General features: G+C 66.6%; 3 protein-coding genes. All 3 read left to right on the forward strand.

Translation table 11 applies throughout. The features are described from left to right. Positions 1-43 precede the first annotated feature (43 nt). Genes ORV05_RS08775 through ORV05_RS08785 form a run of 3 tightly spaced genes read left to right on the forward strand, consistent with a single transcriptional unit; the run spans position 44 to position 25,688 of the window. A complete protein-coding gene (locus tag ORV05_RS08775; RefSeq protein WP_268757943.1) occupies positions 44-412 on the forward strand; it encodes a YbaB/EbfC family nucleoid-associated protein in 369 nt (122 codons plus the stop codon). Continuing rightward, a complete protein-coding gene (locus ORV05_RS08780) occupies positions 409-753 on the forward strand; it encodes a hypothetical protein (protein WP_268757944.1) in 345 nt (114 codons plus the stop codon). The genes ORV05_RS08775 and ORV05_RS08780 overlap by 4 nt, the downstream gene beginning before the upstream one ends. A gap of 14 nt (positions 754-767) precedes the next feature. Further along, positions 768-25,688, forward strand: a complete 24,921-nt coding sequence (locus tag ORV05_RS08785) for a WXG100-like domain-containing protein (RefSeq protein WP_268757945.1) — start codon at positions 768-770, stop codon at positions 25,686-25,688.

Raw genomic sequence — 25,688 nt, forward strand, 5'->3', positions numbered from 1 at the left:
GGCGCCTTCCATTGGCCCAGAATGGGCTGGAGCAGAGGAGGCGATGGGTGTGGACCAGTATGGCGACTACGAGCAGATGGCCGCTGAAGTCCGGGCGGCGCAGCAGCGCATGGCCGAGATCCGGGTCACGGCCGAATCGGAGGACGGGCTGATCAGCGCGACCGTTGGCGCCTCTGGCCAGCTGATCGAGCTGCGGCTGGACCCGCGCATCTATCGTGCCCCCGACTCGGCCGGGCTGGCGGAGGCGATCACCGATACGGTTCACGAGGCCGCCAAAGGCGCGCAGGAGGAAGGCTTCGAGATCCTTGCCCGCTACCTGCCCACCGACGCCACGCCCGAGAACGCCGACCTGCGCTTCGATCCCCTGCTGACGGACCTCGACCGAGAGGTCTCGGGAGGTGCCCCGCGATGACGGATCCGATCTACGACGCAGATGGCCTGATTGCGATGTACCCGGCCGAGACCAATCTCCAGATGGCCAAGCTGCGCGGGGTGGGCGACGACCTCAAGACCGCTTGGCAGAACGCGAAGAACGAGATCACGGCCGAGGGTAAGATCGGTAGCGGGCCACTCGGTGAGAAGTTCATGGCTCAATACAAACCCGGGGAAAAGAGCTTCTTCGAGGTCATGGACGGAACACCGGGGAAACTTGCCATCACCGGGGCTTACCAGGACTATGCCGACGCCGGTGAGTCCGCGGTGCGGAAATACGAGGGCACGGACGACGAGGTCGCCGGCTCCCTCGGCGGCTGACCCGGTTCGAAACCATGGGTGACGTTCCTGAGCCGAATTCGACGCTGTACACGTACGTGGTGAACGACGGCGGCTATCCCAAGGATCACATCTGGCCGCCGGACAGCGAAACCGACGTCGCCAAGCGCGCCGTAGCTTGGCTCAACGGCGCCGTGGCATTGATGAAGGCCGCGACAGCCGCCAATGGCGTGTCGAAGGAGCTGGTCAACACCTGGCCGGACCTGGCCGGTTTCAGCATGCACCGCAGCATCGACACCTCGGTCAACAAGACCGTCATGGACGTCGCCGCGTCGATGGCCAAGATGGCAGTTTTCTGTGGATCCTATGCGGCGCAACTGAAAGAAGCCAAGGAATTCGTCACCAAGACCATCCATGCCAACGAAGGAAAATTCGAGTTCGCCGGCCTCCTCGGCGGCACCGGCGCCTTGGGCGGCTGGAATGAAAACGGCGCGAAAACCGCGCGACGGTGGTTCGCGAAGCACGTCGCGGACGTTATTGTCGGCCAACTGGGCGAGGATCGGCACCGCGGTTTGCTGGACTACGGCGAGGCGTTCGCCGGTGGCGTCATCAACGCCCTCGCGGGCAACGCCGAAGGTCTGACATCGCTGGTCGGCTTTAACTGGGAGGACGGCTGGAGTCCGGGAACGGCGGGGACCGCCTGGAAGACCCTGGTGGAACTGGGCCTGACCTTCTCGAGCGCCGGTCCTTATGTGCTCGCGTTGAACAACTTCACCGACCTGCCGTTCCTGAAAAAGGGCGAACTGAGCACCACGGTAGTCGATTTCGCCAAGTTCATGACTGCCTGGGATGACCGGAGTGACCCGGCGTTCATGGCGGGGGAGATCACCGGCAACGTCGGTGCCCTGCTGGTTGGTCGCGGGGTCGGCGCCGGGCTGCGTGGTCTTGCGACGGCGGCCAAGGCAAGCAAGGTCGCTTCCATAGCGCGATTGGGCACGGCACTGGACCGTGTCATGAAGCTCCCCAGGCTCCGGGATCTTGCCGCCGATGGCCTGACGAAGCTCTCCAAAACAGACATTTCCGTCCGAGGCTTGCTCGGGCGCGGCGAGCAGACCGTGCTCAAGCCGCATGTGGATCCGACCTCTCGCCGTAGCGATGGCAATGAGCCTGGCAAGGGGAACAATCCCCCCGAGCCCGGCGGCCCGAAGTCACCCGGCCCACCGCCGAAGCCGCGGCCTGATGGGCCATCGGGGCCCGGTGCCACGCCACCCCATACCCAGGACACCCCTCCGACTGCGGCAGAGCCGGGGACCAAGCCGGTGACCACGGGGGGCCATCCGACGCCCGGTTCTACCGATGCGGCTCCGCAACCAGGCGCTGTCGCACCTGCTCCCGTTCATGGCTCGACGGTCAGTGGCGGGGGCGACACCGCGCCGACCGGGGGAGGCCGGCACGCTCCATCGGCGAACAACGACACCCCGCCAGCGAGAACCCCCTCGGCGCCGACGCCCCATGGCATGGGGGCCGCCGACCAAACAGCGCGGCCGCCGACAGGCGATAGCGCCGGAACAGAGCCCGTGGGCCAGCAGTCGGCAGCCCATGGCACCGGAGCCGCCGACCAAGCAGCGCGGCCGACGACCGCCAGTACGCCACAGCAAGTCGGCGCAGGCGAGACGCACCGCACCACCGTCGACGCGACGCACAACACGGAAGCTCGGCCGTCAAACGCGGAATCCGCTCCGGGCGAACCAAACGCGTCGGCACGCACGCCCCAGTCGTCGTCGCCGGTGATGATGGAGACACCGGGCCGTGGCGCGGCGGGAACGGCCAGTCCGTCCGGGCGCCCCGAAATAGGTACGGACAAAACAGCCGGGAAGGAACCGGCCGGAGGCGCGCGCCAAGACGGCAAAGCCGATCCCCTGTCCGACGCCTCGCGGATCGACAAGTCCGGGGGGCACGCCCCCGGCTCAACCGAGCAACCCGGCCTTGATGCTTCGAGTGAGTCGACTCATCGCGCGCAGCCCGGCGAGCCCGCTCAGTCCGACGGCGGGAGTCACCCGCCAACCTCCGATGGCTCCACAACCTCACGGGAGCCAAAAGACCCGCGCGAGTCCCTCACTCCCCGTAAAAAGGGTGTGTACGACAAGGTATGGGAGGAAACCGCCAACTCCGGCCATAAGGACCACGTCCGAAAGCATTACGCTTACTACCGGGCGACCGGGAGGTATCTCTCTGTTGAGCAAGAAGGACCTGCAAAGGTCGAATACCGCGAGGGCAAGACGGCGCTTGCCAGCTCGCAGGACCTGCTCAATCGACAAAGGGACGCGGGGACGATCACGGACCGACCCCTCGAACCCCTTCCGGACCTGGAGGCCCCGAAGTCCGGGGGTGTTACTTCGGATTCGGGGGACAAGGTTGGTGGTCCTGGTTCGAAGTCCGGGGGTGTTACTTCGGATTCGGGGGACAAGGTTGGTGGTCCTGGTTCGAAGTCCGGGGGTGTTACTTCGGATTCGGGGGACAAGGTTGGTGGTCCTGGTTCGAAGTCCGGGGGTGTTACTTCGGATTCGGGGGACAAGGTTGGTGGTCCTGGTTCGAAGTCCGGGGGTGTTACTTCGGATTCGGGGGACAAGGTTGGTGGTCCTGGTTCGAAGTCCGGGGGTGTTACTTCGGATTCGGGGGACAAGGTTGGTGGTCCCGGTTCGAAAGCCAGGGGTACTACTTCGGATGCGGGTTCCCGGCCTGACCCGGCGAACAAGGCCAACAAGCCCGACCCGAAGGCTGCGAAGACCGAGGAAGCTGCTTCTGGCCGTGGAGAGCGCGGGACCGATTCCCCGCAAGCAGGCGAACCTCCCTTTTCATGGCCACAGGATGGGGACTTGCGGATCGTCATCGGGATTGGTGACCATACCGTAGTCGAGCAGCGTGGTCCGAATTCAGCGAGAGCCGACCGGGGTTACGATGAAGGCGGGTCTGCTGAGCGCTCAGCGAGCGCTGAGCCCGATTCGCCAGGGTCGCACCGCGGTGACGACGGAAAGCCGACTGAGGCCTCGGTTGACGGCGAGCGACACACCCCAGACAAGACCAGCGACAACCCGCCGTCGATCGATGAATTCGCGAAAAACAATTTCTTGAAGGAATACCGCGAGCTTCGTGGCGGCCCCGATGCCGACGGCGATGGGAATGGCATCGGTCGTGGGCCAGATGGTCCCGCTGGAGGACCACCGCGGGGTGATGGTGGTGCCAATGCGGCGCAGCAGGCGCCGTACAATGCGGCCGTTGGCCTGCTCGACAGGGAGCCACTGGCGAGTGACGTGGAGCCCGCGACCAGTTCGCAGCCCGCAGTCGACCCGAAACCCGAACCGTCACCCAAGCTCGCCGAATCCAGTCATCCTGGAGAACTCCACAGCCCGGCCGAAATCGGTGATCCACTCCCGGATGAGGCCAATCCGGCCGAGACGCCGCAAACCGAGCCTGCCCGGACGCGAATATTGCGGACAGAGGAAACGGTCAACGGGGACTCGGCGCCGATGCACTCCAAGGAGCCACCCAAGTCACCCGAGCCACCGAAACGCACGTCGGCTCCGCCGGACGATGGGGCCGCGTCGTCACCGGCCGGCGGCGCTGCCGCCCCGCACGGGGCGGAGCCGGCTCGCACCAGCGGCACCGACCCTGCCGTACCGCAGCGTTCCGTACACCAGCGTGCCCAGGCGCAGCAGCCTCCCGCGGACCAGCCGAAGGCACCGTTGCTCCGGACGGGGCCGCTGGGCGCCGTCGCACAGCAAGGTTCACCGGCCGGGCTCCCGGCGGTCAAGCCGCTGGAGTCGATTCCGTCATCCGCGGTGCCGCGACTGGGTCCCACAACCGTTCCGGCAGGTCCAGGCACCGTTCCACCTCGAGACCTGCTACCCGCCGTACCTGCGGAGTTCCCGAAACCGCTGGTGGAGTCCGAGCCGGGCCGGGTCGCGTCTTCCCCCCTTCCGAAGACGCCTGCAGAGTTCGAGCCGAAGCATCCTGGCCTTGACGTCAGCCCCCACACCGCGCCGGAAATCCTGCCGGCCGCGACCGTGGAACCATCGAGACCCCTTGCGCCGGGCGACTACCCGAAGGGGTATCCGGACACGTCGCCGCCGCCGGAAGTCAGGCCGGTGCCCGATCACGTGGAGGAATACCCCCGGCCCGTCGAGTCCCCGAACAAGCCCACCCCGATCGAGCACCCGCTGCTGCCTTCGGTGCCGACGGTCACGGCTCCCACGGAAATAAGCTATCCGCTTCCCGTTGAGCCGTGGCAGCTCCCGCTGGGGGCCGACGCGAGCGAAAACCCCCTCGGACTGCCGGTCGACGTGTGGCACGAGTTGACCGATGCGGAACGCCGGGCCTTGTGGGAACTTTCCGTTCTGACCGGTTCAACCGCCGCGGGTCTGCTGGAACAGGCGATCGACGAGGTGCGCAAGCGGGCGTCGAAAGACCAGGAGAAGTCGAGGCGGCTCGGCCCGTTGCTGCCCGACGCCGGCCTCGCGGACAGGCTGAAGGCGATCAAGGGGCTGCGGGACGAAGTCGGTAAGCATCTCGACCGGCAGTTGGGCAAGCCGGTCCCGAGGCTCGTGGAGGAAGACCGTCTTCCGGGTGCGGGGGCCCCGGTCAGGTTGGCGGTGGGCGTGTCCATGGGGGCCGAGTCCGGCCTTCCCAACGCCTACTGGCAGGGCATTCGCGGCGACTACAACGAGGCACGCAAAGTGTTGTGGCTGTTGTCGTGGTTCCTGTCGGATGAGCGGTTGAGCCAACTGGTGAACGACTTCAAGCGCCTTGCGGACAAGCTCGCGCGGCTGCTGAACGAAAGGAAGTTCACCGAGATACCGGACCTGACGGACGAGGTCAGGCGGTTCGTGGCCGACCTCCGGACGTTGTTGGAACAAACGCTGGCCAGGTTCGGGACGGAATCACCGGAACAGTTCGCGTCAGAAATGACGCAGGTGTACCAGAGTCTGACCCGGGAGGAGCAGGCTGCCTTCGACGCTGTTGTCACCCAGTATGGCTTCCAAGACGCCCCGGAAGTGTTCGCCATGCTCAGCGAGGCAGTGGCCGCCTCGGCGTCCGTGGCGAACGAAGCCGGTGCGGCGCAGCACCCCGCTGACTGGCAAGGCAAAGGCCCGCTGACCGTCGAGAAGACCAGCACCGAGGTGCCGCTGCCCTTGACGGATGGGTCGATCCACACACTGCCGCCCGAAAACGAGTTGATACGTGACGAGGCAACGGGCGAGCCGGTGGCGTACCGGCAGTTGGTCGACGAAGACGGCACGAAGTTCGAGAAACCGGTCACGTTTTTTCCCGCGCAGGACGGCGGCTGGGCCAGGACCGAAAAGCCGCTGCACCAGACGGCGCACGAGGCGTGGTTGTCGAATGCCAACTATGACCAGGAGACCGCCCGGATCTTCGAGGATCTCAGCGCGCGCTACAGCGAAGACCTGCCCGAGGACGAACGTCTGGACAACCTGAGCTGGGACCAGCTGAAGGACCTGCTCCAGGGCAGTACCGAAGACGTGGCCGCCGCGATCTTCGAGGGAATTCGCCGGACAGAGGGAAAATCGTTGCGGTGGACGCAGTTGTCGGCCGCGAACGCGATGCGCGACGGCATCGTGAACATGGCCGCGGGCGAGGGCAAGTCTCTTGTCTATCTCGCGCACGCCGCGCGCGAGGCGGTGCGGGACAACGTGGACGCCGTGCTCATGCTCGAGACCCGGGGCCATCTGGCCGAACGGGAACTCGCGTCCTATCAGAAAGTGCTGGGCGAACTGGGTTTCGACATCCACCCCATAACTCCGGACAGCCCGATGCCGACGCCCGAGCATGGCAGGCCCACGATCTACGTCGGGACCCTGCAGGAACTCGAGTTCACGATTCTCAAGCAAGGCAAGATTCCCGGAAAGATCGAGGGCAGCAAGAACAAAATCCATGCCGTCGTCGACGAGATCGACGAGGCGTTCGTGTACTCCGACACCAAGTACATCCTCAGCAAGGGTGCGGAACTGCCCGCCCCGCCAGAAATCGTCAAGATAGTCCGCTGGGCCAAGAAGTTCGTCGAGGAGAACCTCACCCGAGAGCATTTCGACATCGTCGGAGGGCGCAAGAAGGGACTCCTCGTCCTGACCGACTCCGGCTTGCGTGAGGTTGGCAAAAAGCTGGGAAAGCCACCGACGCTCGAGCAGATGCATCGGCTGCAGATGGCCGCCAACGCCGAGTGGCTGTTCAGAAGGGGCATCGACTACATCGTCGACGACGGGACACATCCGACCGGGCCGGGTGTACGTGGCCCCAAAGGTCCTACGGTCAAGATTCTCAACCCAGTCACCCACGAAGTCCTTTACGACCCGGCGACAGCGACGGAAAGCCGGTGGAACAAGGGGCTAGCGCAGGCAGTCGAGGCCAAGGAAGGCCTGCGGATCCGCAATGACACGGAGAGTAGCAACGAGATCACCGCCAAGGAGACGTTCGGCGAGGGCGGGTTGATCCCGAGCGTGACCGGAGCCTCGGGGACGGCAAACGGACACGGCGAGCACTTCGCGTCACAAGGCCTGCCCGGCAGGGTTGCCGACATTCGGCGCTACTACCAGTCCCGGCTGATCCGACATGGCGATGTCGTTACCCGGAACCTGGACGAGAAGCTGGAAAGAATGGCGAGCGACATCCGGGCCTTCCAGGCGAAGGAAAAGCGGCCACAGCTGGTCCTCATGCATCGAAATGACCTGGTCAGCAAGCTTTCCAAGCTGCTCGAACGCGACGGAGTAGAGCATGAAGCGGTCGACGCGGAACGGTTCACCAGCTGGGGGGTTAACCATCAGCAGGAATTCGAGAAGATCCTCGACCAGGCGGGCGCGGCAGGCAAGGTGCTGGTCGTCAACATGATGGGCGCGCGAGGCCTCGACATCAAGGTCGAATCAGCCGCGTTGAAGGCGGGCGGACTGCAGGTCCGGGTCAGCGCCAGATCACCGTTCCTGGACATCGACATTCAGACCGAGAACCGTACGGCGCGCAACGGTGACCCCGGTGACGTGGTCTATTACCCGTCACTGGACGACGAACTGTTCGAAGCGGCCCCCGGCGCGCACGCCAGCCGCGTGATCATCAGGTACGAAGAGGCACACGCCGAACACGAGAACGCCGACGTCGAATACCGCGGCAACCCGACACCGGAGAACGAGCAGGCTCTCGCCGATGCCGAGCAGGCGCTTGCCGAGGCCGGGAGTGGGGTGGCCGCGATCATCCCCGAACTGCGGGGGCGAGCCGCCGCGGAGCGGGCCGAGTTCGAGACACCACCCACTCACCAGCCCAACGCCCCACCCGCACCCACCGAGGCCGCGGCCAATGCCCCGAGCGCACCGGACCTTAAGCCGCCTGAGGTTGAGGCCGCCGATCCGGCCGACTTCAGCGCTGTTCAGCGTGCGATCGCCGGCCTGCCCGAGGTGGCGCAAGAACAAGCGCCCGGATCAGGCTCGACCACGGCGCCCGCACTCCCTGGCACTGAGCCGGAGGCCGGGCCTTCGGAGCAGGTTTTCCAGGATGCCAAGGGCCTGTTCATGGGGACAGGCCTGCTCTCCGGGTTGGAAAGCGGCCTGTCCGCCCGAGAACTCCAGCAGTTCGCACCGGAACTGCTCCAGCTGTACGCCAGCCCGGACGAGGAGGTGTCCGCGGCGGCGGCTGTGTTGTCGCTGATCCTCAACGGCGGTGCGCTGAAAAACCTGTGGCAGCCCGGAGTCTTCGGCGCTCCCACCCGGACCGGCGAAGACCGGTCAGGTTTCCTGGAGTTCCCCGTCCGCAGCGCCAGCTCCACCGGACCCGAGTTCCGGGTCGTCGTCGCGCGGCTGGACGGCCGCGCCCCCGAACAGCGCCAGGCATTGCTCGACCAGGTCCGTCGCTACCAGGAATCCATTCCCGCCGACGACACCAACCGCCGGTTCCTCCTCCTCACCGGCGAGGCGACCACAGGCGATCCAGCCTGGCTCACCGAACTGTCCTGGCAACTGCTCGCCGCAGGATTCGACGCGGTACCCATCCACCGCAACGGGCAACCCATCGAAGTCCTCGCCGCCAAAGAACGACCCCTCACCCTCCAGGTCGCCACAGCCACCGGCCCACTCCGGCCGCTCGATGCTCAAGGACTCAAGACCTGGCTGTCGGCCAAGTCCGCAGCCAAGTACCAGGAACACGCCGCCTTCGCCGCCGCTCCGGCCGCGCAGTCCGAAGCGCCGGTGTCGGAACCAGTGGCGCCCGCAGTACCGCAGCCGGAGCCCGAAGCGCCCGCCGCCCAGCCTTCGGCTGACCTGTCCCCGGAGGCCGCCCGCCTGCGCACGGCATTGCCGTCGGATTCCCAGCGGGAAGCGTTCGACGAGATCCTCGCCAGGGATGGCACAAAGGCCACGATGGCCGCCGTGACCGGCATGCTGGCCCAGATCGTGAAGCAGGACGAGAAGCTCAGGAGCCTGCCCCCGGAGGAGCAACTCGGTCAGCTGACCGCCGAGCAGGCCCAGGTTTTCGCCCAGCGGCTGGAGGGCCGTCGCAACAAGGGGAAGGGCAAGCTGCCCTCGGTCGATCCGGTCAACCGGGAAAGCCTGGACTGGTACCAGCGGCTCGGGGCGCTCGCCCGCATCGACGATGTCCTCGCCCGGCTCGCGGACGCCAACGTCGACACGAGGACGGCGCGGACGAAACTGAAGGAGCTCGTCGAATCTCTTCGGCGCAATATTCCGTCCGAAGGCCCTCTGGACGCCGCGGCGCGCAAGCGACTGAACGGCGCGATGAACGACTTCGCCGGTGTGGAGGCGGAACTGCTCACCGCGCTGGTGCTGACCAGTCAAACCGATTCGCAACTCCGCCGCCTGGGATTGCGGGGCTTGAAGATCAAACGGGTCCGGTTGGGGAAGCGCTACGACGTCGACATCCTGGGGGAGCTCGGCGACGGGACCGAAGTGCACTTCGAGGTCAAGGCGTACCAGTCGATCAACGACCAGGACCGCACCCTGTTGCTCAAGGGGGCCGAGCAGAAAACCAAGACGGCCAGGGCGGAGGAAAAGCCGCCAAAGCTGGTCTACATCATCAGCAACAACGTCGGCCCGGAGGCCACCACCGGGCTCGACACGGTCGCCGGCGAGTTGCTGGAACGCGGGGTCGACCGGGTGCTCCATCACGGCTACCTCTGGTGGAACATCGAGGTGGTCGCGGAAGCCGGCCCCGGTGATCCGGCTGCTCCGACCCGGCCCGCACAGGCCGCCCCGCAGGGGAGCCCACTTTCGCCGGAGACACCAGCGGCGCCCGAACGGGAACAGCAGGTCTCTGCGGGACCCGGCGACCCCATTCGGGAGGCATTGCCCCCGCAGGCGCGCGGAGTCTACGGGGACTTCCACCAGGCCGCACCGGGCGCCGCCCCGCTCGCGTTGCGAGCCGTGGCCGCGGAACTCGCCAAGGGCACCGCGGTCGAGGGCGAAAAGGACCCGGTGCGGCAGCTGACAGGCCTGCCCGAGGACAGGCGTGCGCTGCTCCAGCCAAAGCTGTTCGATCAGTTGCTGGCGCACTTCGACACCGTTTCCGGATGGACCCGCGATTACCCGGTGCGGGAATTGGGCGAGCCTGCCGATGTTCTGCTGGCCGGTGCCCTCGAACTGGACCGCAACCGAAACCGGTTGTCCTCGCTCGGACTGAAAGAGCTGCGGTTGCTCGGTCGGCACAACGGCTATCTCGAGGGCAGGCTCGGCGATGCCGACGTGTTCCTTGCGGTCGGCGTGGTCGATGGCGACCACGTTCCGTCACTCGAGGAACTGCGCGCCGCCGTTGCCCGCATGCCTGCGGGGCCGGACAGCAAGCGGTACCTGCTGCTCCTGGGCGATCGGACGAGGGACGGCCAGTGGCTGGCCACCGTGACCAGGATGATGCGCGAGGCCGGGGCCGACAAGGTGTTCTACAAGCCAGTCGGCGACGATTATTTCTACACTCGTCGAGCCGACTGGCAGAAGCCGGTTCCCGACTCCCTCAGGCCCCCGGGGCTGGCACCGGAGATCTGGGGCAGCCTGGCGCCGGCCCTCAAATGGGCGCTGGCGGAGAACGCGCAGCGGCACGGCGTCGCGTTCGCTCTCCTGGCCTTCGCCAGAGCACTGGGCGATCACGCCGAGCAGCGTGGTATCCCCAGGGACGCGAGTCCTGCGCGAAAACTGGCTACCCTGACCCCAAGCGCGGAATCCACCATCGAGGAGCGGCTCGTCGCGGACACTCTTCGCTCGCCCGATCGGCTGCCGCTGCGCCCGTTGGGGATGAGTCAGGACGATGCCGCGCGAAACTGGTCCGACTTCCGCCGGATGCACGACGAGTGGGCCGGGTTGCCCGCCTTTCTCGCCCGCCCCAGTCAGCTCAGCAACAACGACAAGCGCATCTGGAATGCGCTCAGGTACGGCCTGCGAGAGCGAGCCATCAGCGGCCTGCTCCACAGTGGACTGGAAGTCGCGGCGACGCGAATGGTCGCCTACGAGCTGGCCCGGCTGTCCCAGCCGGAATTGGCCGCCCACCGGTTGCCTGGGCTGAAAATCGAGCCCCTGCCGGAAGAAATCCTCGATGAAAACGGCGTTCCGATCGGTCCGGCCGATTTCGACGCCACCTTCGCCGAAGGTGCGATCCGGTTCACCACCGCGCACGTGGACGGCCCACGCCGGCGGTCGCCCGATGACTTGGCACTGGCGGCGAAAAAACGTCAAGCAGCCCCGCACCGGCAGGGCGAGAAACAGGCATTCGTGCTCGTCGGCGAGCGGAGTCCCGGCGAATGGCTTGACGACTACGTTCGCAAACTGGACCGCCCGGGTGTGCGGGTCGTGTTGTACCTGCACACGGATTTCGCCCAGCACGGAGCCGGATCGCCGCTGACCCTGCTCGGCGAGTCGCCGCGTTCCGAACGCGAACAAGCCGCTGTCGGCACGACTGGCAGCGACGTGGGCGCCATGGCCGTGCACCACCAAGTTCCGGTGCAGGCCCCCGCGCAAGAGCCTCAGCCTGACAGCCAGCCGGTCCCTGCCCAGGCACCGGCCCCGCCCGCGGCGGGCGAGGGGCCGAGTTTCTCCGCGCCGGTTCCGTCCGACAGGAAGCCGGTTCGCCCGATCACCGGCACCATCGAGGTGCTCGTCGATCTCCATGCACCCCGCGACACCGAGCAGAAGGAGCCGGACAGCCAGATCTTCCTCTCGAAAATGGGGGACGCCGCGATCGCGGCCGACATGCGGATCGCCGAAGACGATTCGCTGCTCTCGGAGGAGCAGCGCTCGAAGGGTGTGCAAGTTCTTGAGGGGGCTGGGACACGGTTCGCTTTCGAGATCATCTCCGAGCCGAAACTCGGCTACTCACGTTCGACGCCAGTGACCTTCCAGGTCTTCCCGGAACCCGGCGCGAGCCGTCCGCTGCCCCAGGTCATCCTCCGCCTGCCCGACTGGCTCCCGCCGGAGGTGGCGGTGCTGCAGATGGCGCACGCGATGGCCGCGGGCGGGGCGATGGTGGCCGCCTACGCGCGCGGCCCCCTGGATTTCCCTAACGAACAGAGCCTCAGGTACGACCTGTTCCCGGGACAGGCACCGGAGCCCAAGCCGGCCGACCGGGGCTACATCGCTCAGGTCGCCGCGCTGGGCAACGAAATCGCGCGGTCCTCGTCCGGGTCGCGGCGCACGAGACAGCGGATGATGGCATACCTGCATCAACTGCTGTCGTATCTCGGCCTCACCGAGGAAGATCGTTACAGCGGCGTCCGGCTGCGCGCGCTCGCCGGGTATGGCACCAGAGTCCCGATGAGCGCAGCACCGGAAGCTCGCGAAGCGATGCCGGCGGTCAACGGTGCACTCCTCACGGCCAACCGGTACCGGCCTGCGAAGGCCGCCAAGGGCTACCAGCCCGGCAACTGGCCGGTCGGGGACCCGTACGTGGAGACCGAGTACCGCATGCCGGTGGATGCCCGTCCCCGGCGCTTCGATCGCGTCTCCGCGGTCGAAGGGGCCGTGCGCAAGCACCTCGCCAACACCGAATCCTGGCAGGGAGTGCGGCTGGTCCCCACCGGGGATGGCCTTCGCTACGACGCCTTCCGCGGGGATGAGAAGATCTTCACCGCGGACTTCCACGTGCTGCCGGGCCGTCAACTCGAAGCGGCAGGGGTATCGGCACACCCCGGCACGCGGGTACTGTCCGGCTACCTCCCGGCCCGGACCCGGCTCCGGGACGTGGAGGAATTCCTGGCCGGCGCGATCGCCTACGGGGCGCAGTATTTCGAATCCCCGGCCGACCATACTGCTGGAAACACACTGGGGCCGGACGCCGACCTGGACTACCTTCCCGACGGCCCCGCCGACCGCGCCTACGAGGCACGGATCGAGGTGCTGGGCCGGCGGATCGCCAATACTCCCATAGTGCGCCCGTGGCGCAAGGAACAGCTGAAATCCCAGTTGCGCGCGCTGCTCGAACAGGCAGGCCTGGAGAAGCAGGCGGAGGGCTACACCCTCGGTACGGTCTCGCTCGGTGCCGAGGCCGCGGAGGTGGTGGACAAGTTCGCCGTCACCAGATCCAACCTCGGTTACCTGTCCACCCTGTTCAACATCGCAGTCACGATCTGCAACGACTACCCGGCGAGGCTGGCGTCGGGGCTTGTGTACATCTTTCTCGGTGGCATGAGCAGCCTGGGCAATGGCATCGGCACTCTCGTGTACGGCTTGGTGGTCGCGGTCACGACCGGCGCGATGATCCGATGGTACGAGACGATCAGCGACGGCGTGGCCAAGAACAGGAGGACGGTCCTCGAAAAGCGATCCGCGCTTGCCAAGGCAGAACCCCTGGTCGAGTTGGACGAGAAAGCGCGGCGCGAGCACGGCCTGCCGCCGCAGGAGGGCATCGGGTTACCCACCGAGGCCCAGCGCCAGGGGGAGACGCCCGAGATTCCCCCGAGCTGGCGGCAGCGGTTCATCCGCGTCGTCACCCCGCCCGCGGTGGGCCTGGCCACGCTGGGCGTTCTCGAGCCTGTCGCAGCACTCACGGGCCTGTTGGACGGCGTTACCCTAGTCTTCTGGCTGGGCCTGCTGGGCGTGACAGTCCTTGCGGGCCTGCTGCAGCCACCCGGTGACGCTCGTACCCGGCGGTTGCGCAAGGGCATGGAGCAGGATGCGCAGGACCACTACCGGCGCAAGCGCGACAATCTCGACGTCGAAGACTACGAGAACCTGTACGAGCAGCTCGGACATGCCGCGGACGTGATCGAGGCCTACGTGGCAGGCGAGGAGTTGCCGGAGGGCGCGTTGGAGGCGCTGGTCCGACCTGATCCGCCGGCCCCCGACGAACACCTCGGGCTGTCCACCGGCGAGCCGGACGCGACCGCCGCCGCGACAAGCTTCTTGGCGCATGCGCCCTTCTGGACCAGGATCTTCAAGCCGTCGTCGGACCTCTATCCGTTCGGGAAGGTCCTGGACAAATGGCACCAGGCCGGGATCACCAAGCCGTTCAGGTGGGTCATCGACCGCGTGTACGGGAACCCGGACCTCACGAAAATCAGGGAAGTCCTGAGCCACGTCGACCTGCGCACCACGGTGGTGGCCTTCGAAGTGGTGCGCCTTCTGGGCGCGGGCGGTATTTCCGCCTGGGCGGACCACCGGCTGGCGCTGCTGGAGTTCCGGAACAAGTTCACCCGGCTGGCCATGATGATCCGAGCCGAACGCGAGACACAGATCCCGATGAAGATCCAGGTCCGGGATCAGCTGGTGCAGGACATCCTCGTGCATGCCCTGTACCTCGCGACCCAGGCCGTGAACCCCGCACCGCCGGAAGAGGCCTGGCGTCCTCACTTCGACACGTTGCCGCCGAAGCTGCAGGAGCTTGTCCAGAACGCCCGGTCGCACACGCCCCGCCCGATGGAGGCGGTCACCCGGAAGGCCGCGGCGTCCCGCCGGGCCTATTTCGGATACACGGCGGTCAAATCTGTTTCCACGTCTTTTCTCGTGGGTTTCCTGGCTTGGTCCCTCAACATGCAGGGCTATCTGGTAGTGAGCCTGGTAGCGGCCGCCGCGACCGGGCTTTTCGGCGCGATCGGCAAACGGTATTACCGGACACGCGAAATCAGCAAGGATGACTGGGGCAGCCGCCCTGTCGAGGAAGCGGCCGACAGGGCGGCCAGGGAATCCGGCTACGTGGCGAGGCTCGAATTCGCCTCCATGCTCCGCTATTACCTCGAGGCCTACGGCGAGCAGGCCATCCCCGCCCTGAGGGCGGACTTTTCGCGTGCACTCGCCACGGCCGTACCCGCGCCAACGCCGCTGACCGAATTCGAACCCATCCCCGCGAGCCAGAAGGACCTGGAGAAGGGCCTGGAGAAGGGAGAATGGACGCGGGCGGTCCGGGCGAAGCTGGCTTCCCTGAACGAGTCGGTCAACAGCGAAATCAGCCTCGACAACTGGGGTTTCCGTCCGACCTTGGAGCGCAGGCTGGGGTTGCTGCGAGAGGACCTGCCCCGGCTCATCAAGCGGGTGGACAGGCTGCTGGAGAAGTACGAACGCAGCGGTGACAGCCTCCTCGCCACACAGCTGTCCACTCTGCTCGGGCAGTACCTACGCACCGGAGAAGGCAATTTCACCTTCCAGGTGCACAAGGTGCTGTGGGCCCATGAACTCCTTGACCTCCCGCTCCTCAAGGAACTGAAAGCACTGGTGGAGCAGTACGAAAAGACCGGACAAGGCGATCTCGGCAACCAGGTACTCGACCTGCTGCGGAACGGGTCCGAAAACCTCGGGGATCTCCAGCTCGCCGCTCGCCTGAACGGGCTGGTGAAACCGTACTTCCGGTTCGGCGACCGGGAGCTCGTCCAGCACCTGAAACTGCTCCTGCACTGGTACGAAACCCACGGCGACGGCCACTTCGCCCGGCAGGTGGAGGCGGTGCTGCGGCGGGTTCCCCAAGGTGTCGCGCTCCCCGGGCAGCTCGCGCTGCTGCTGGCATCGTTCGAGAACGAACGCACCCGCACCGGACGGCTCGCCATGGAAGCCGTCAACCAGCTCAACAAGACCATCGACGAATACAAGGCGCTCAGCGATCCGCAACGGTTCCTCCACCCCGCAGACCCCGAACCCAAGCTCCCCGAACCGGTCTACAAGCCCGAACTCCAGCAGCGGCTGGACGACGCCAAGGAATTGCTGAAGAACAAACCCAAGAAGCTGCTCGGGTCTCGTTATCTCTTCGACGTCGTGCACAAGGACGACGGTGGTTCCGGCGATTCGAAGGACCCCGGCGAGAATCCCGATCAGGCCGGTCAAGGTGCGAAAAAGCCTGAGGAAGAGAAATCGCCGGAAAAGGAAACCAAATCGAAATCAGAACTCCTGAAGGACCTTCGGATCAGGGTGGCGCAGGCGGCCTGGCGCGACACGACGAACGGGAAGTACAGCCTGCCCGCCGTCACGGCGGACACCGCGTCGGCTCCTGCACGCAGGAAGCTCCTCGACGAGCAGGTCCCCGGACTGCGGGACATCAACCCGAAATACCGTTCCTGGCGAGCCGGAAAAAAGGGTTACAAGAATGTCTGCGTGGTTGCCACGAGTGCTTTCCTCTACGCACAGGCGGGCTGGAAGAACGCCACGGCCGTTTCGTGGAAGACGGCCGAGGAACATGGGCGGACCACGCTGGAGGCGCTCTGGGAGGAAGTGGGCGGCACCTGGCAGGCCCACGGCAGCTATGACGATGTCATAGCGGCGATGACCGGCCGCCAGGGGACGGCGGCCGCACTCGCCGTCGTGTCGCGGGGACGCGGCGGCCAGGAAATCCGGCACGTGACCGCCGTGGTGGTGCACCAGGAAACCGGAGAGCCGATCTTCGTGGATCCGATGACCGGCGACGCGACGCTCCTGCCACACAATCCGGAAGCGATCTACCTGCTTCCGGTCGACCTGGCGGAGTTGGCGAAGTCGGGCAAGACGCCCGAGTTGTCCGTCGATGGGCTGGCGCAGTTGCCGGACACGGAACGGGAGGCGGTCTACGGCGGTCGGTTCGACGACGCCTACAGCCTCGCGCGGGCGTCCAAGTTCGGTAAGCAGTTGCCGCCGAAGGCGCCGTCGGCTTCCGACGACAGTTGGCGTGCCACCTACGGGCGGCTGTCCACACTGGCTGGGATCGCCAGGGCCATCGGGTTGGCTGCCCCGGTGTTTCCGGTGTTGCCGGCACCCCGGTCGACCTCGGCCGAGGTTTACCAGTTCCATCCGGTGCAGTTCCTCTGGCGGGAATCGGATTATTCCGAGGTGGGCAGGACGCATGAATTCGCCGCCATCGAAGCCGGTGTCCTGTCCAGATCCGATGCGACGAAGTTCGTCAAGAACTACCACCCTGGTTACGCAGAGCCCGACCCGTATTTCTACGGCGTCGGTGCCTGGAAGGCGGACGGCACGGTCGACCAGGGCCACCTGGTGTACTGGTTCGGCGGACACTGGTTCCACGACTTCGACTCCTACGACGACGTGCTCATCGCGATGGCGGAACGCCAGTACGGTGCGCGGGCACTGATGCTCATCACCACCACCGACAACCAGGGGTACGAACACCAGCAGCTCGCCTACGTGGTCCGCGGCCGATACGGCGTCGCGTTTTTCGACCGGCAGAACGGCACATTACTGAAACTGCCCGAGTACCCGGCCCGGATCTCCCTGCTGCCCTACACCGACGCGCAACTGCCCTGGCCCGACGCACCCTCCGGATACCAGCCCCAGATCGGAATGCTGTTCACGGGGACAAGCGGCCAGCTCCTGGACCGGCCCTCCTACCACGACCCGGTGGCCGACCTCTGGCGCCGATCACCACTGGCCATCGCCACCGACAAACACAGGCTGCCCGCCATCGACGCCAACGGCTTCACCGCGGACTACCAGGCCTGGTTCCTGCGGGAACATCACCCCGACTTCGCCACGCCGAGGCCCGACTTCTACGGCGAAGGCGCCTGGACACCCAATCGCACCGTCGACCAGGACTACCTGCGGCACCGGTTCGGCGGAGAGTGGTTGCAGCACCTCGACTCCTACGACCACGTCATCAGAATGATGGCGGACCGCGAAACCGGTGCGCGGGCACTGCTGCACATCGTCGCCGTCGACCAGTACGGGACGATCAAACAACATCTCGGATACGTCACCCACGGCCCCTACGGCATCGCGTTCCTCGACCCACGAACCGGAGAACTACTCGACCTACCCGAACACGCTCCCCAGATCAATCTTCTGCCCCACAACGACCCCACCGTCTTCCGGTCCACCGCACCCGCCGTACACCAGCCCACACAGGGTTCTCCCAGGGATGCGGCGGCCGTACCGCTGGCGCCTGCGGAGACCGCGCTGGGTTCGGGTTATCTGGCCGATCATGGTCCGCGGAGCTGGTCGGCGGAGGTTGCGGTCACTGCGGCGACCACGCCCACTGAACTGGTGGAAGCGCTGCTGGCCGCCGAAGTCCCCCAACTTCCGGGAATCAATCCGGGCTACCACGACCCGCAAGCCGCCGAAAGCGGCTACCGGGACAACTGCGTCATCGCTACCGGCGCCCTCCTCCACACACTGGCGGGCCGGGACACCAACGCTGTCCCCTCCACTTCACTCGAGGCCCAGGGGCGCAACACTCTTGAAGCGCTCTGGCGGGAATTCGGTGGCACCTGGCAAAACCATGGCACCAGTTACGACAGTGTCGTCGCCGCGATGACCGGCCGCATTGGAACGGCGGCCGCGCTGGCCGTGGTTTCCACCGGAATCACCGGGCAGAAGGTCAGGCACGTCACCGCGATCGTGGTGAGTGAGGAAACCGGGGTGCCGATCTTCGTCGATCCGCAGAGCGGGCACGCCACCGACCTGCCCGACAACCCCGAAGCCATCTACTTGCTACCCGTCGACCTGGCGGAGCTGGCGAAGCCGGGTAAGCACGTCGAGCTGCCGGCCGACGGGCTCGCGCAACTGCCCGGAACCGAACGCACGGCGATCTACCAGGGTAAACGGCGCGACGACTCCGAACCGCCGTCTGTCTCGAAGGCGGCACCCGACGTGTGGGCCGCCTTGACCACCGCGGAGCGGGATGCGCTGGAGAGGCTGGCCAAGACAACGGATGCGCGGAAGGCGATCGCCGTGCTGGGCGACGTCGTGCGTGGCCTTGCGAGGGGCACGGACACGATGGGTGTCACCGACCTGTTGTCCACGCTTGGCCGGGCCGGCCGGCGGGCCGAGGTCGACTCGGCACTGAAGGCATTCCTCCAGGGAGGGCCAGAGACCCCCGAAATGGGTGTTTCGGCGGTCGACGGGCGGCTGGCCGCGCCGGTGTCCGCCTGGAGGCTTCGCGAGGAGCTCGTCCGTTTCCCCGATACGTCGTCTCCGGTGAGCGCCGTGCCGACGGTGATCCCTCAGGCAGATCTGCCCCGGGCCGAACCGCTGATCGCTCAAGCGCTGCGCGACGATCCGGCCGCAGGCGCGCGGGCGCGGAGACAGCTCGCGGAGCTGTTGGCCGAGCGCTCGGTCGAGGCCGATCCGGCGACCGTGATCGCGTACGTGATCACGCAACTGGACGAACAACAACTGGCGGACTACGGACTCGCCGGGCTGCGCGACGTGCGGGTGCGGGTGCCGGTTCATGGTGAACAGGGCGATCTGCTGGGCGTCGCGGACATCAACGGTGAGTTGCCCGGTGGACGCCGGGTGTGGCTTGCGGTGGCGTGGCTGGACGATTTCCCACAGGGGAAGAAGGAGCTGAGCGCTCACGTCGAGCGCCTTCGGGCACTGCCTGGGGGCGATGCGCAGCGGTGTCTCGTCCTCGCCTCCCGGAACGGCCACGGCGAAGGTGTGAAGCCCTTCGCGGAGCGTCTGGTGAACCTGGCCGGCTTGGACAGGGTGTTCTGGCACAACACACCGATGCTGGGCTCGGAAGCGAAACCGCCGTTCACGGTGCTCGCCGCCGCATCCCGGTACGCGCTTCACCCTGCCGAAGTGGCTCCCGCGCTGTGGGAAGCACTCACCCCGGCGGAACGGGAGGCAGTGACAGCACTGTCCTCAGTGGCCGGAGCATCGACCGCGGTGTGCGTACTGGCCGATGTGGTGCGGGGACTCGTCCCGGATATCACCAGCAGGATGGACGCTGTGCTCGGGGCGTTGTCCACACTGACGCAGCAGGACCGGCGGGCGTCGGTTGTCGTGGCGCTGGAGGATTTGGTCCATCAGGGATCGGGCACCGGGGTGGACTGGCGGGAAACCAGCGCCGTGGAGGCGTGGGAGCTGCGGTCGGAATTGCTGCGAGATCCCGATTCGGATCTGGTTGTGCGGTTGCCAAGGGTGGTACCCAACGGAGATCTCCCGCACGCCCGGTTGCTGCTGATCGATTCCCTGCCCACCGATGGGGAACACCAGGATCAGGCCAAGCGGGCCCGAGCACGACGCGAGCTGGCGGAACTGCTGGCGAAGCTGTCGGTGGAGACCGATCCCGCGGCGGTGACCGCGCACCTGCTGACGCACGCGGACCCCGGGCGGCTGGCGGACTACGGGTTGACGGGGCTGCGTGATGTCGAGCTACGCGTAGCGATCCGCGATGAGCTCGGCGCACTACAGGGGATCGTCGATGTCGCCGGTGAGCTTCCTGGCGGGGAGTCCGTGTGGCTTTCGATGCTGCCCCTGAACGGTTTCACGCTTTCTCAGGAGATGGCGGAGTCCTGCGTCGAGCGGCTCCGTGTGTTGTCCTCGGTCGTCGCCCGGCGGTATCTCGTCGTCTACCGGGCGGAGAACGTCGAAGGTGCGACGGCGTTCGCCGAGCGGATGATGCGGGAGGCTGGACTCGATGGTGTGCTCTGGTTGAGGCCGGAGTCGGATTCCGAGCCCGCTGAGCCCACCCAGTCGCTGCAGGTCCTCGCGGGCGGGCGCCGGACGCCACCTCTGGTCGCCGACGTCGCCCCGGCGTTGTGGGACGCACTGGTGCCGGCGGAACGAGATGTGCTGGCGCGGTTGAGCGCCCTTACCGACGCCCGGACCGCCACACTCGTGCTGGCCGATGTGGTGCGGGCGGTGGTTGCCGACAGTACCGGCACGATGGTGACCGATGTGGCCGAGTCGTTGTCGAACCTGGCTCTTCTGGATCTGCGGGACGAGGTTGCCCAGGAGCTGGGGTATCTGCTCAAGCGACCCGGTTCCTGGAACCCCCGGTCTTCGTCCAGTTGGCAGGAATCCCGCGCCCTCGAAGCCTGGCAGGTCTACGACGAACTGATCCGGCAGCCCGATCAGCCGCCTCCGCTGGACACCGTGCGGAGGATCGCGCCGGGGTTCGACGAAGCTTCGTTCGACTCGGGCATCGCGGGGGAACATCACGAGCAACTGCTGTCGCTCCTGCGCGCGGAATCCATCGAGGCCGATCCGGCGGCCGTGGTCGCCGACTGGATGCGCCGGGAGAACGGCCGCGAGCTGCGGTCCATTACCGTGCGGACGCCGGTCCACGGCAAGCAGAATGAACTGCTCGGGGTCGTCGACGTGGCGGGCGAGAGCGTGTACGGCGATCCAACCTGGGTGACGGTCGTTCACCTGAACGACTTGTCACCGTCGAGTCTGCGCGAAGCCACCGTCTACGCCGGTCGCCAGCTCGCACTGCCGTCCACGGCGAGCCGCCGGTTCGCACTGCTGTCCAAGGAGAGCCGCCAGGTAGTGATCGATTCTCCCTATGGTGTTTCGAACCACGCCTGGAGCGAAGACGAGCGGCAGCGGCTGTGGGACTTCACCGGTTCCCTGCTCAAGCAGGGCGCCGACACCGTGGTATTCCAGTACACCGCCCCGGAGGAGGCCGGAGAGAGCCTGACACGAGTGGTCCTGGCCGATTACCGGAACATGTCAGGGCGCGCGTCTGTCGACTGGAACGAACTCGGAAAACTGGCGCCCGACGCGCTGCGCGACGTGTGGCCCGCCTTGCACAACGACGAGCGGATCGCGTTCTGTCACGTGTACGCGACGGCGGGCCCGGTGGCCGTGCTCGCGCTGGAACATCTCGTGGGCGCGGTCGCCCGTAATAGCGATATCGAATTTCCCGGAAACGCCGGTATGGCCGAGGTGCTGAAGGCCCTGGATGACGGCTTGGCCAAGCGACGGAAAGACCCCCTCGCGCATTTGCTCTCATTTGCGAATCAATCGATGGAATCCCGTCCGATCTCCCTGCAATTCAATCGCATTGAGATCTCCACTCTCGATGAGACATCCCGGGCGGTAAGGGCCTGGAATACCCTGCGACTCCTGCGCGAGAACAAGAACGGCATCGCGCGCTCGATGGTAGCCGGAAATCCGTTCCTGCGGGACAAGGCGATAAAGACGGAGATCATCGTCCGGAGACCGGATCATGTTCGCGTGGTTTCCGGACATGACCACCTGAAGGCGCTGGCCCTCGGCGCCGACCGGCTGGCATTGCTTGCCTTCGAGTTCGAGCGCGAACCCGGTCACCTCTACCAGCTCGCGAGGACCGAGCTGCACCAGATCAAGCTCGACGCGATTCGAATCCCGGAATACGACGCAAAGAGCTACCGGCTTCGGGGGTTCGCCGATCTCGAAGGCAGCCTCCCTCGCGGCCACGACCGCGACCCGGTGCGCTTCGCGGTCAGCCACGTGCCCTCGGCCGATGAGCCGACCCGTGAACGGGTCACGGCGCACGCGAGGGAGCAACGCGCGCTGGCCGGAAAGGACGGACTGAACTACCTCTTCTTCCATCTCGACCACGACACCGCGGACCTGGCGGGGATCCAGGCCTTCGGCGCGGAACTGATGGCCGAACTCGACTTCGACGGCGTGCTGTACTGCCAGGCGAGCGAGCACGATCTGATCGACCGGCTCTGGACCGTCCAGCGCGATCCGGGGTCTGGTCTGCGGAACCTGCGGTTGGTCATGCGGTTGACCGACGACACGTGGCGTGTCACGCGAGACGGCGCACGGTCGTTGTTGTCCCGCGGATTGCCGGACCATGTCGAAACGTGGGTACCCGTGCAGGGACAGAACGATCTGCCGGGGATTGTCGAGATCCTGAAGCACCTCGGTGACACGAGCGAGGCGTGGGTGGCGACCGTAAGCCTGGACGGCTTCTCTCCGGAGGGCCGACGGGACGCGGACGAGCAGGCCGAGCTTCTGCTTTCGGTCCCAGCCGGGGGCGTGAGCCGCCATGTCGTGATCGACGGCCCCGTCGACCTCTCGAACCATTCGTGGACCGAGGACGAGCGGGCGTGGCTGTGGGATTTCACCGGCTCGCTGGCCAGGCGGGGCGCCGACAGCGTGCTGTACCAGTACACCGATTCCACGGAACCATGGGCGGGACCGTCCTGGGTGGTGCTCAAGGCCCGGCTGCGTCCGGCGGTGTTGCCGGCCGGTGACGACGTCCGGCTCGCGCCGCTGCTGCCCGACGCGCTGCACGACGCCTGGGCAGTGTCGAACCCGGCGGAGCGGGCAGCGGTGCGCGAACTGTGCGCGGCCGCCGGTCGGGAGGCCGGGAACCTGCTGCGCGATCTCGTCACCGCCATCGCGGCCGAGGAAGTCAAAGACCATCCGGCCGACGCCGACACCGCGGCGATACTGGAGTCACTCGGGAACGACCGCCCCGGCAGCCCCCGCGCGCTGGTCGCCGAGCGGCTGGTGGGCCTGCTCCACCGGGATGCCGCTTCTTCCCCCAGTTCGGACGTGGTTCGGGGCGTCCTGCCGGTCGAGCTGGTACGGAGTCAGTCCCGCGCCGCACGGGCCTGGGAACTCCACCTGAAGCTCGCTGAGGAAGAAAACACTCCAGCGCGCGAAGAAACGAAGAGGAATCGATTCACGCTCCGGAGAGACCCGGCCGTCAAATATCGGGAGGAACAAAAGAAAAACGAACGAGAACTTCTCCTGCCGGACGGAGAACCGGCACGCCTCAGGGAGATGTCCCTGGACGTCGACAGGCTGGTACTGCTGGCCCACAGCCTGCGCCGCCTGGACGACCCCGAGCGGTGGCGTGGCACCGATCTGGAGGACATCGTGTTCCAGGGTTTCCGGCTGCCCGAATACGACGCACGGGGCGATCTCCTCGGCCTCGTCGACCTTCGGGCATCGGCTGCGGGGCAGGTGGATTTCTCGGTCAGCCACCTCTCGTCGGTCGACGAGGCGACCCGCGAACAGGTGCTGGCACATGCCAGGAAGCAGCGCGCGCTCGTCCCGCGCGAAAACCGCAGCTACCTGTTGTTCCACGTCGACGCCGACACAAACCTGGACGAGGTGCGTGCGTTCGCCGCGGAGGTGATGGCCCAGCTGGACTTCGACGGCGTGCTGTACTGCCAGGCGGGCGAAAACTCACTGGTCGAGCAACTCTCGGTCGATAACGGTCCGGCCACCCACCCGGGTGGTCCGCACGGCAACCACGGCGGCGCCGAGCCGCTGATCCTTGACGAAATCAACGCGCGGTACTCCGAAAGGACACCGTCGGGTATCTCCTACCATGCCGGCGACCCGGAGATGGGGGACCTGCCGCACCGGGTGAAACCCGACCCCCAGGGCCGCTACACCGTGGACGTGGACGTCACGCGGGATGGCCTGGCCCGCATCGGCGACCGGCTCTACACGCCGGACGAATTCGCGGACATCCTGTGCCGCAACGGCGACTATGACGGCCGCCCGATCCGGTTGATCGGCTGCGACGCGAGTTCCAACGGCTTCGCCAGCTGGCTTTCGCGTGAGCTTGACACGGAGGTCGTGGCGTCGACGAAGCGGGCGTGGACCGATTCGCACGGCCACGTCTTCTCGACCGACTTCGAGATCGGACCGGACGGCCGGATGCGGCCCCGGATCCCGCCGAACGGCGAATGGCACAGCCACCGCCCGGATGGTTCGAGCCGACGCTCGGGTAATGACGGCTTCGCGCCGGAGTCGCGGCAGGGCGAACAACAAGACGTCGACGTCGACAGTGCACGCCACCGCGGTGACGGTGACGAGTCCGGCGACTGGCGCGACAGACCGGGCCCGAACGGCAGGCCGCACAGCGAAAACATCAAGGACCCGAAGTACATCGAGGAGAACTACTACCGGCGCGTCAACGCGAACGGCACGGTCGAACTGCGCCGCAGGCCCAGCGTCATGAACGCGAACCCGCCGCACCCGGAGCTGGACCTCGTGGACGGCGAGCCCGCGTTCAAGAAGGACCGGCCGCCCGCCGAATCGCTCGGGTTCGACGAATCCCGTTCGGACAGCTTCCCGCCCGAGCACGTGCCCGGCGGGCATGCCGACACGCGGAACTGGCGCGAGCAGGACTACCACGACATCGAAGCGAAGATCGCCGACCGCGAAGCAAGAAAGAAGGTTTACGACGACACACCGCCGGACTCCGACGGCTGGGTCGACGCGCACAACGCCAAGAACAACGCCTCCGAAGTGCTGGGCGAAGAAGCGTCCAACCACGCGATCCGCGACCGGGTGTACCGGCAGTTCCGCGAGGCGTTCCCTGGCGAGGAGTTCGACTTCCGGCCCCACCCGGACGCGACCCCGGGCGACCAGCGGTTCCAGCTCGTCGACGCGGACGGGACCGTCCGCGCGGAGATCACCCCCCACCACCCCACCGACGGCAGCAAGCCGGGGAACACCAACTTCGACCAGATCTGGGAAGTCGACTACAAGAACGGCGGCGACCCGCACTACATCGTCCACGAGGCGAAGGGGCCCGGCGGCAAGCCGAGCGAGCGCTATCTACCCCTGGAAGGCCGCACGGTCAAGCAAGGCCACCCCGACTACTTCGACGACACACTCAAGCATATGAGGCGCGGCAGCAGGGAGCTGGCCAACGCGCTGGCACGGGCCAAACTGGACGGACGGCTCGACTACGTCGAGGTCCGCGCCCGAGTGGACGAGTCGGTCACGCCGCACCTCAACCTTGGCTACGATTACAAGCCGTACAACGGCTACGGCTACCAGTCACCCCTGTCCAAAGCCGAAAACGCCAAGCCGGAGGAATGA

Origin of the sequence: Amycolatopsis cynarae (assembly GCF_026802195.1) — a bacterium.
In the GTDB taxonomy this organism is placed as follows: domain Bacteria; phylum Actinomycetota; class Actinomycetes; order Mycobacteriales; family Pseudonocardiaceae; genus Amycolatopsis_E; species Amycolatopsis_E rhizosphaerae.

Excerpts from the sequence above, each read along its gene's own strand:
- ORV05_RS08785 (WP_268757945.1), top strand. The coding sequence starts at position 768 with ATGGGTGACGTTCCTGAGCCGAATTCGACGCTGTACACGTACGTGGTG.
- ORV05_RS08780 (WP_268757944.1), top strand. The coding sequence starts at position 409 with ATGACGGATCCGATCTACGACGCAGATGGCCTGATTGCGATGTACCCG.
- ORV05_RS08775 (WP_268757943.1), top strand. The coding sequence starts at position 44 with ATGGGTGTGGACCAGTATGGCGACTACGAGCAGATGGCCGCTGAAGTC.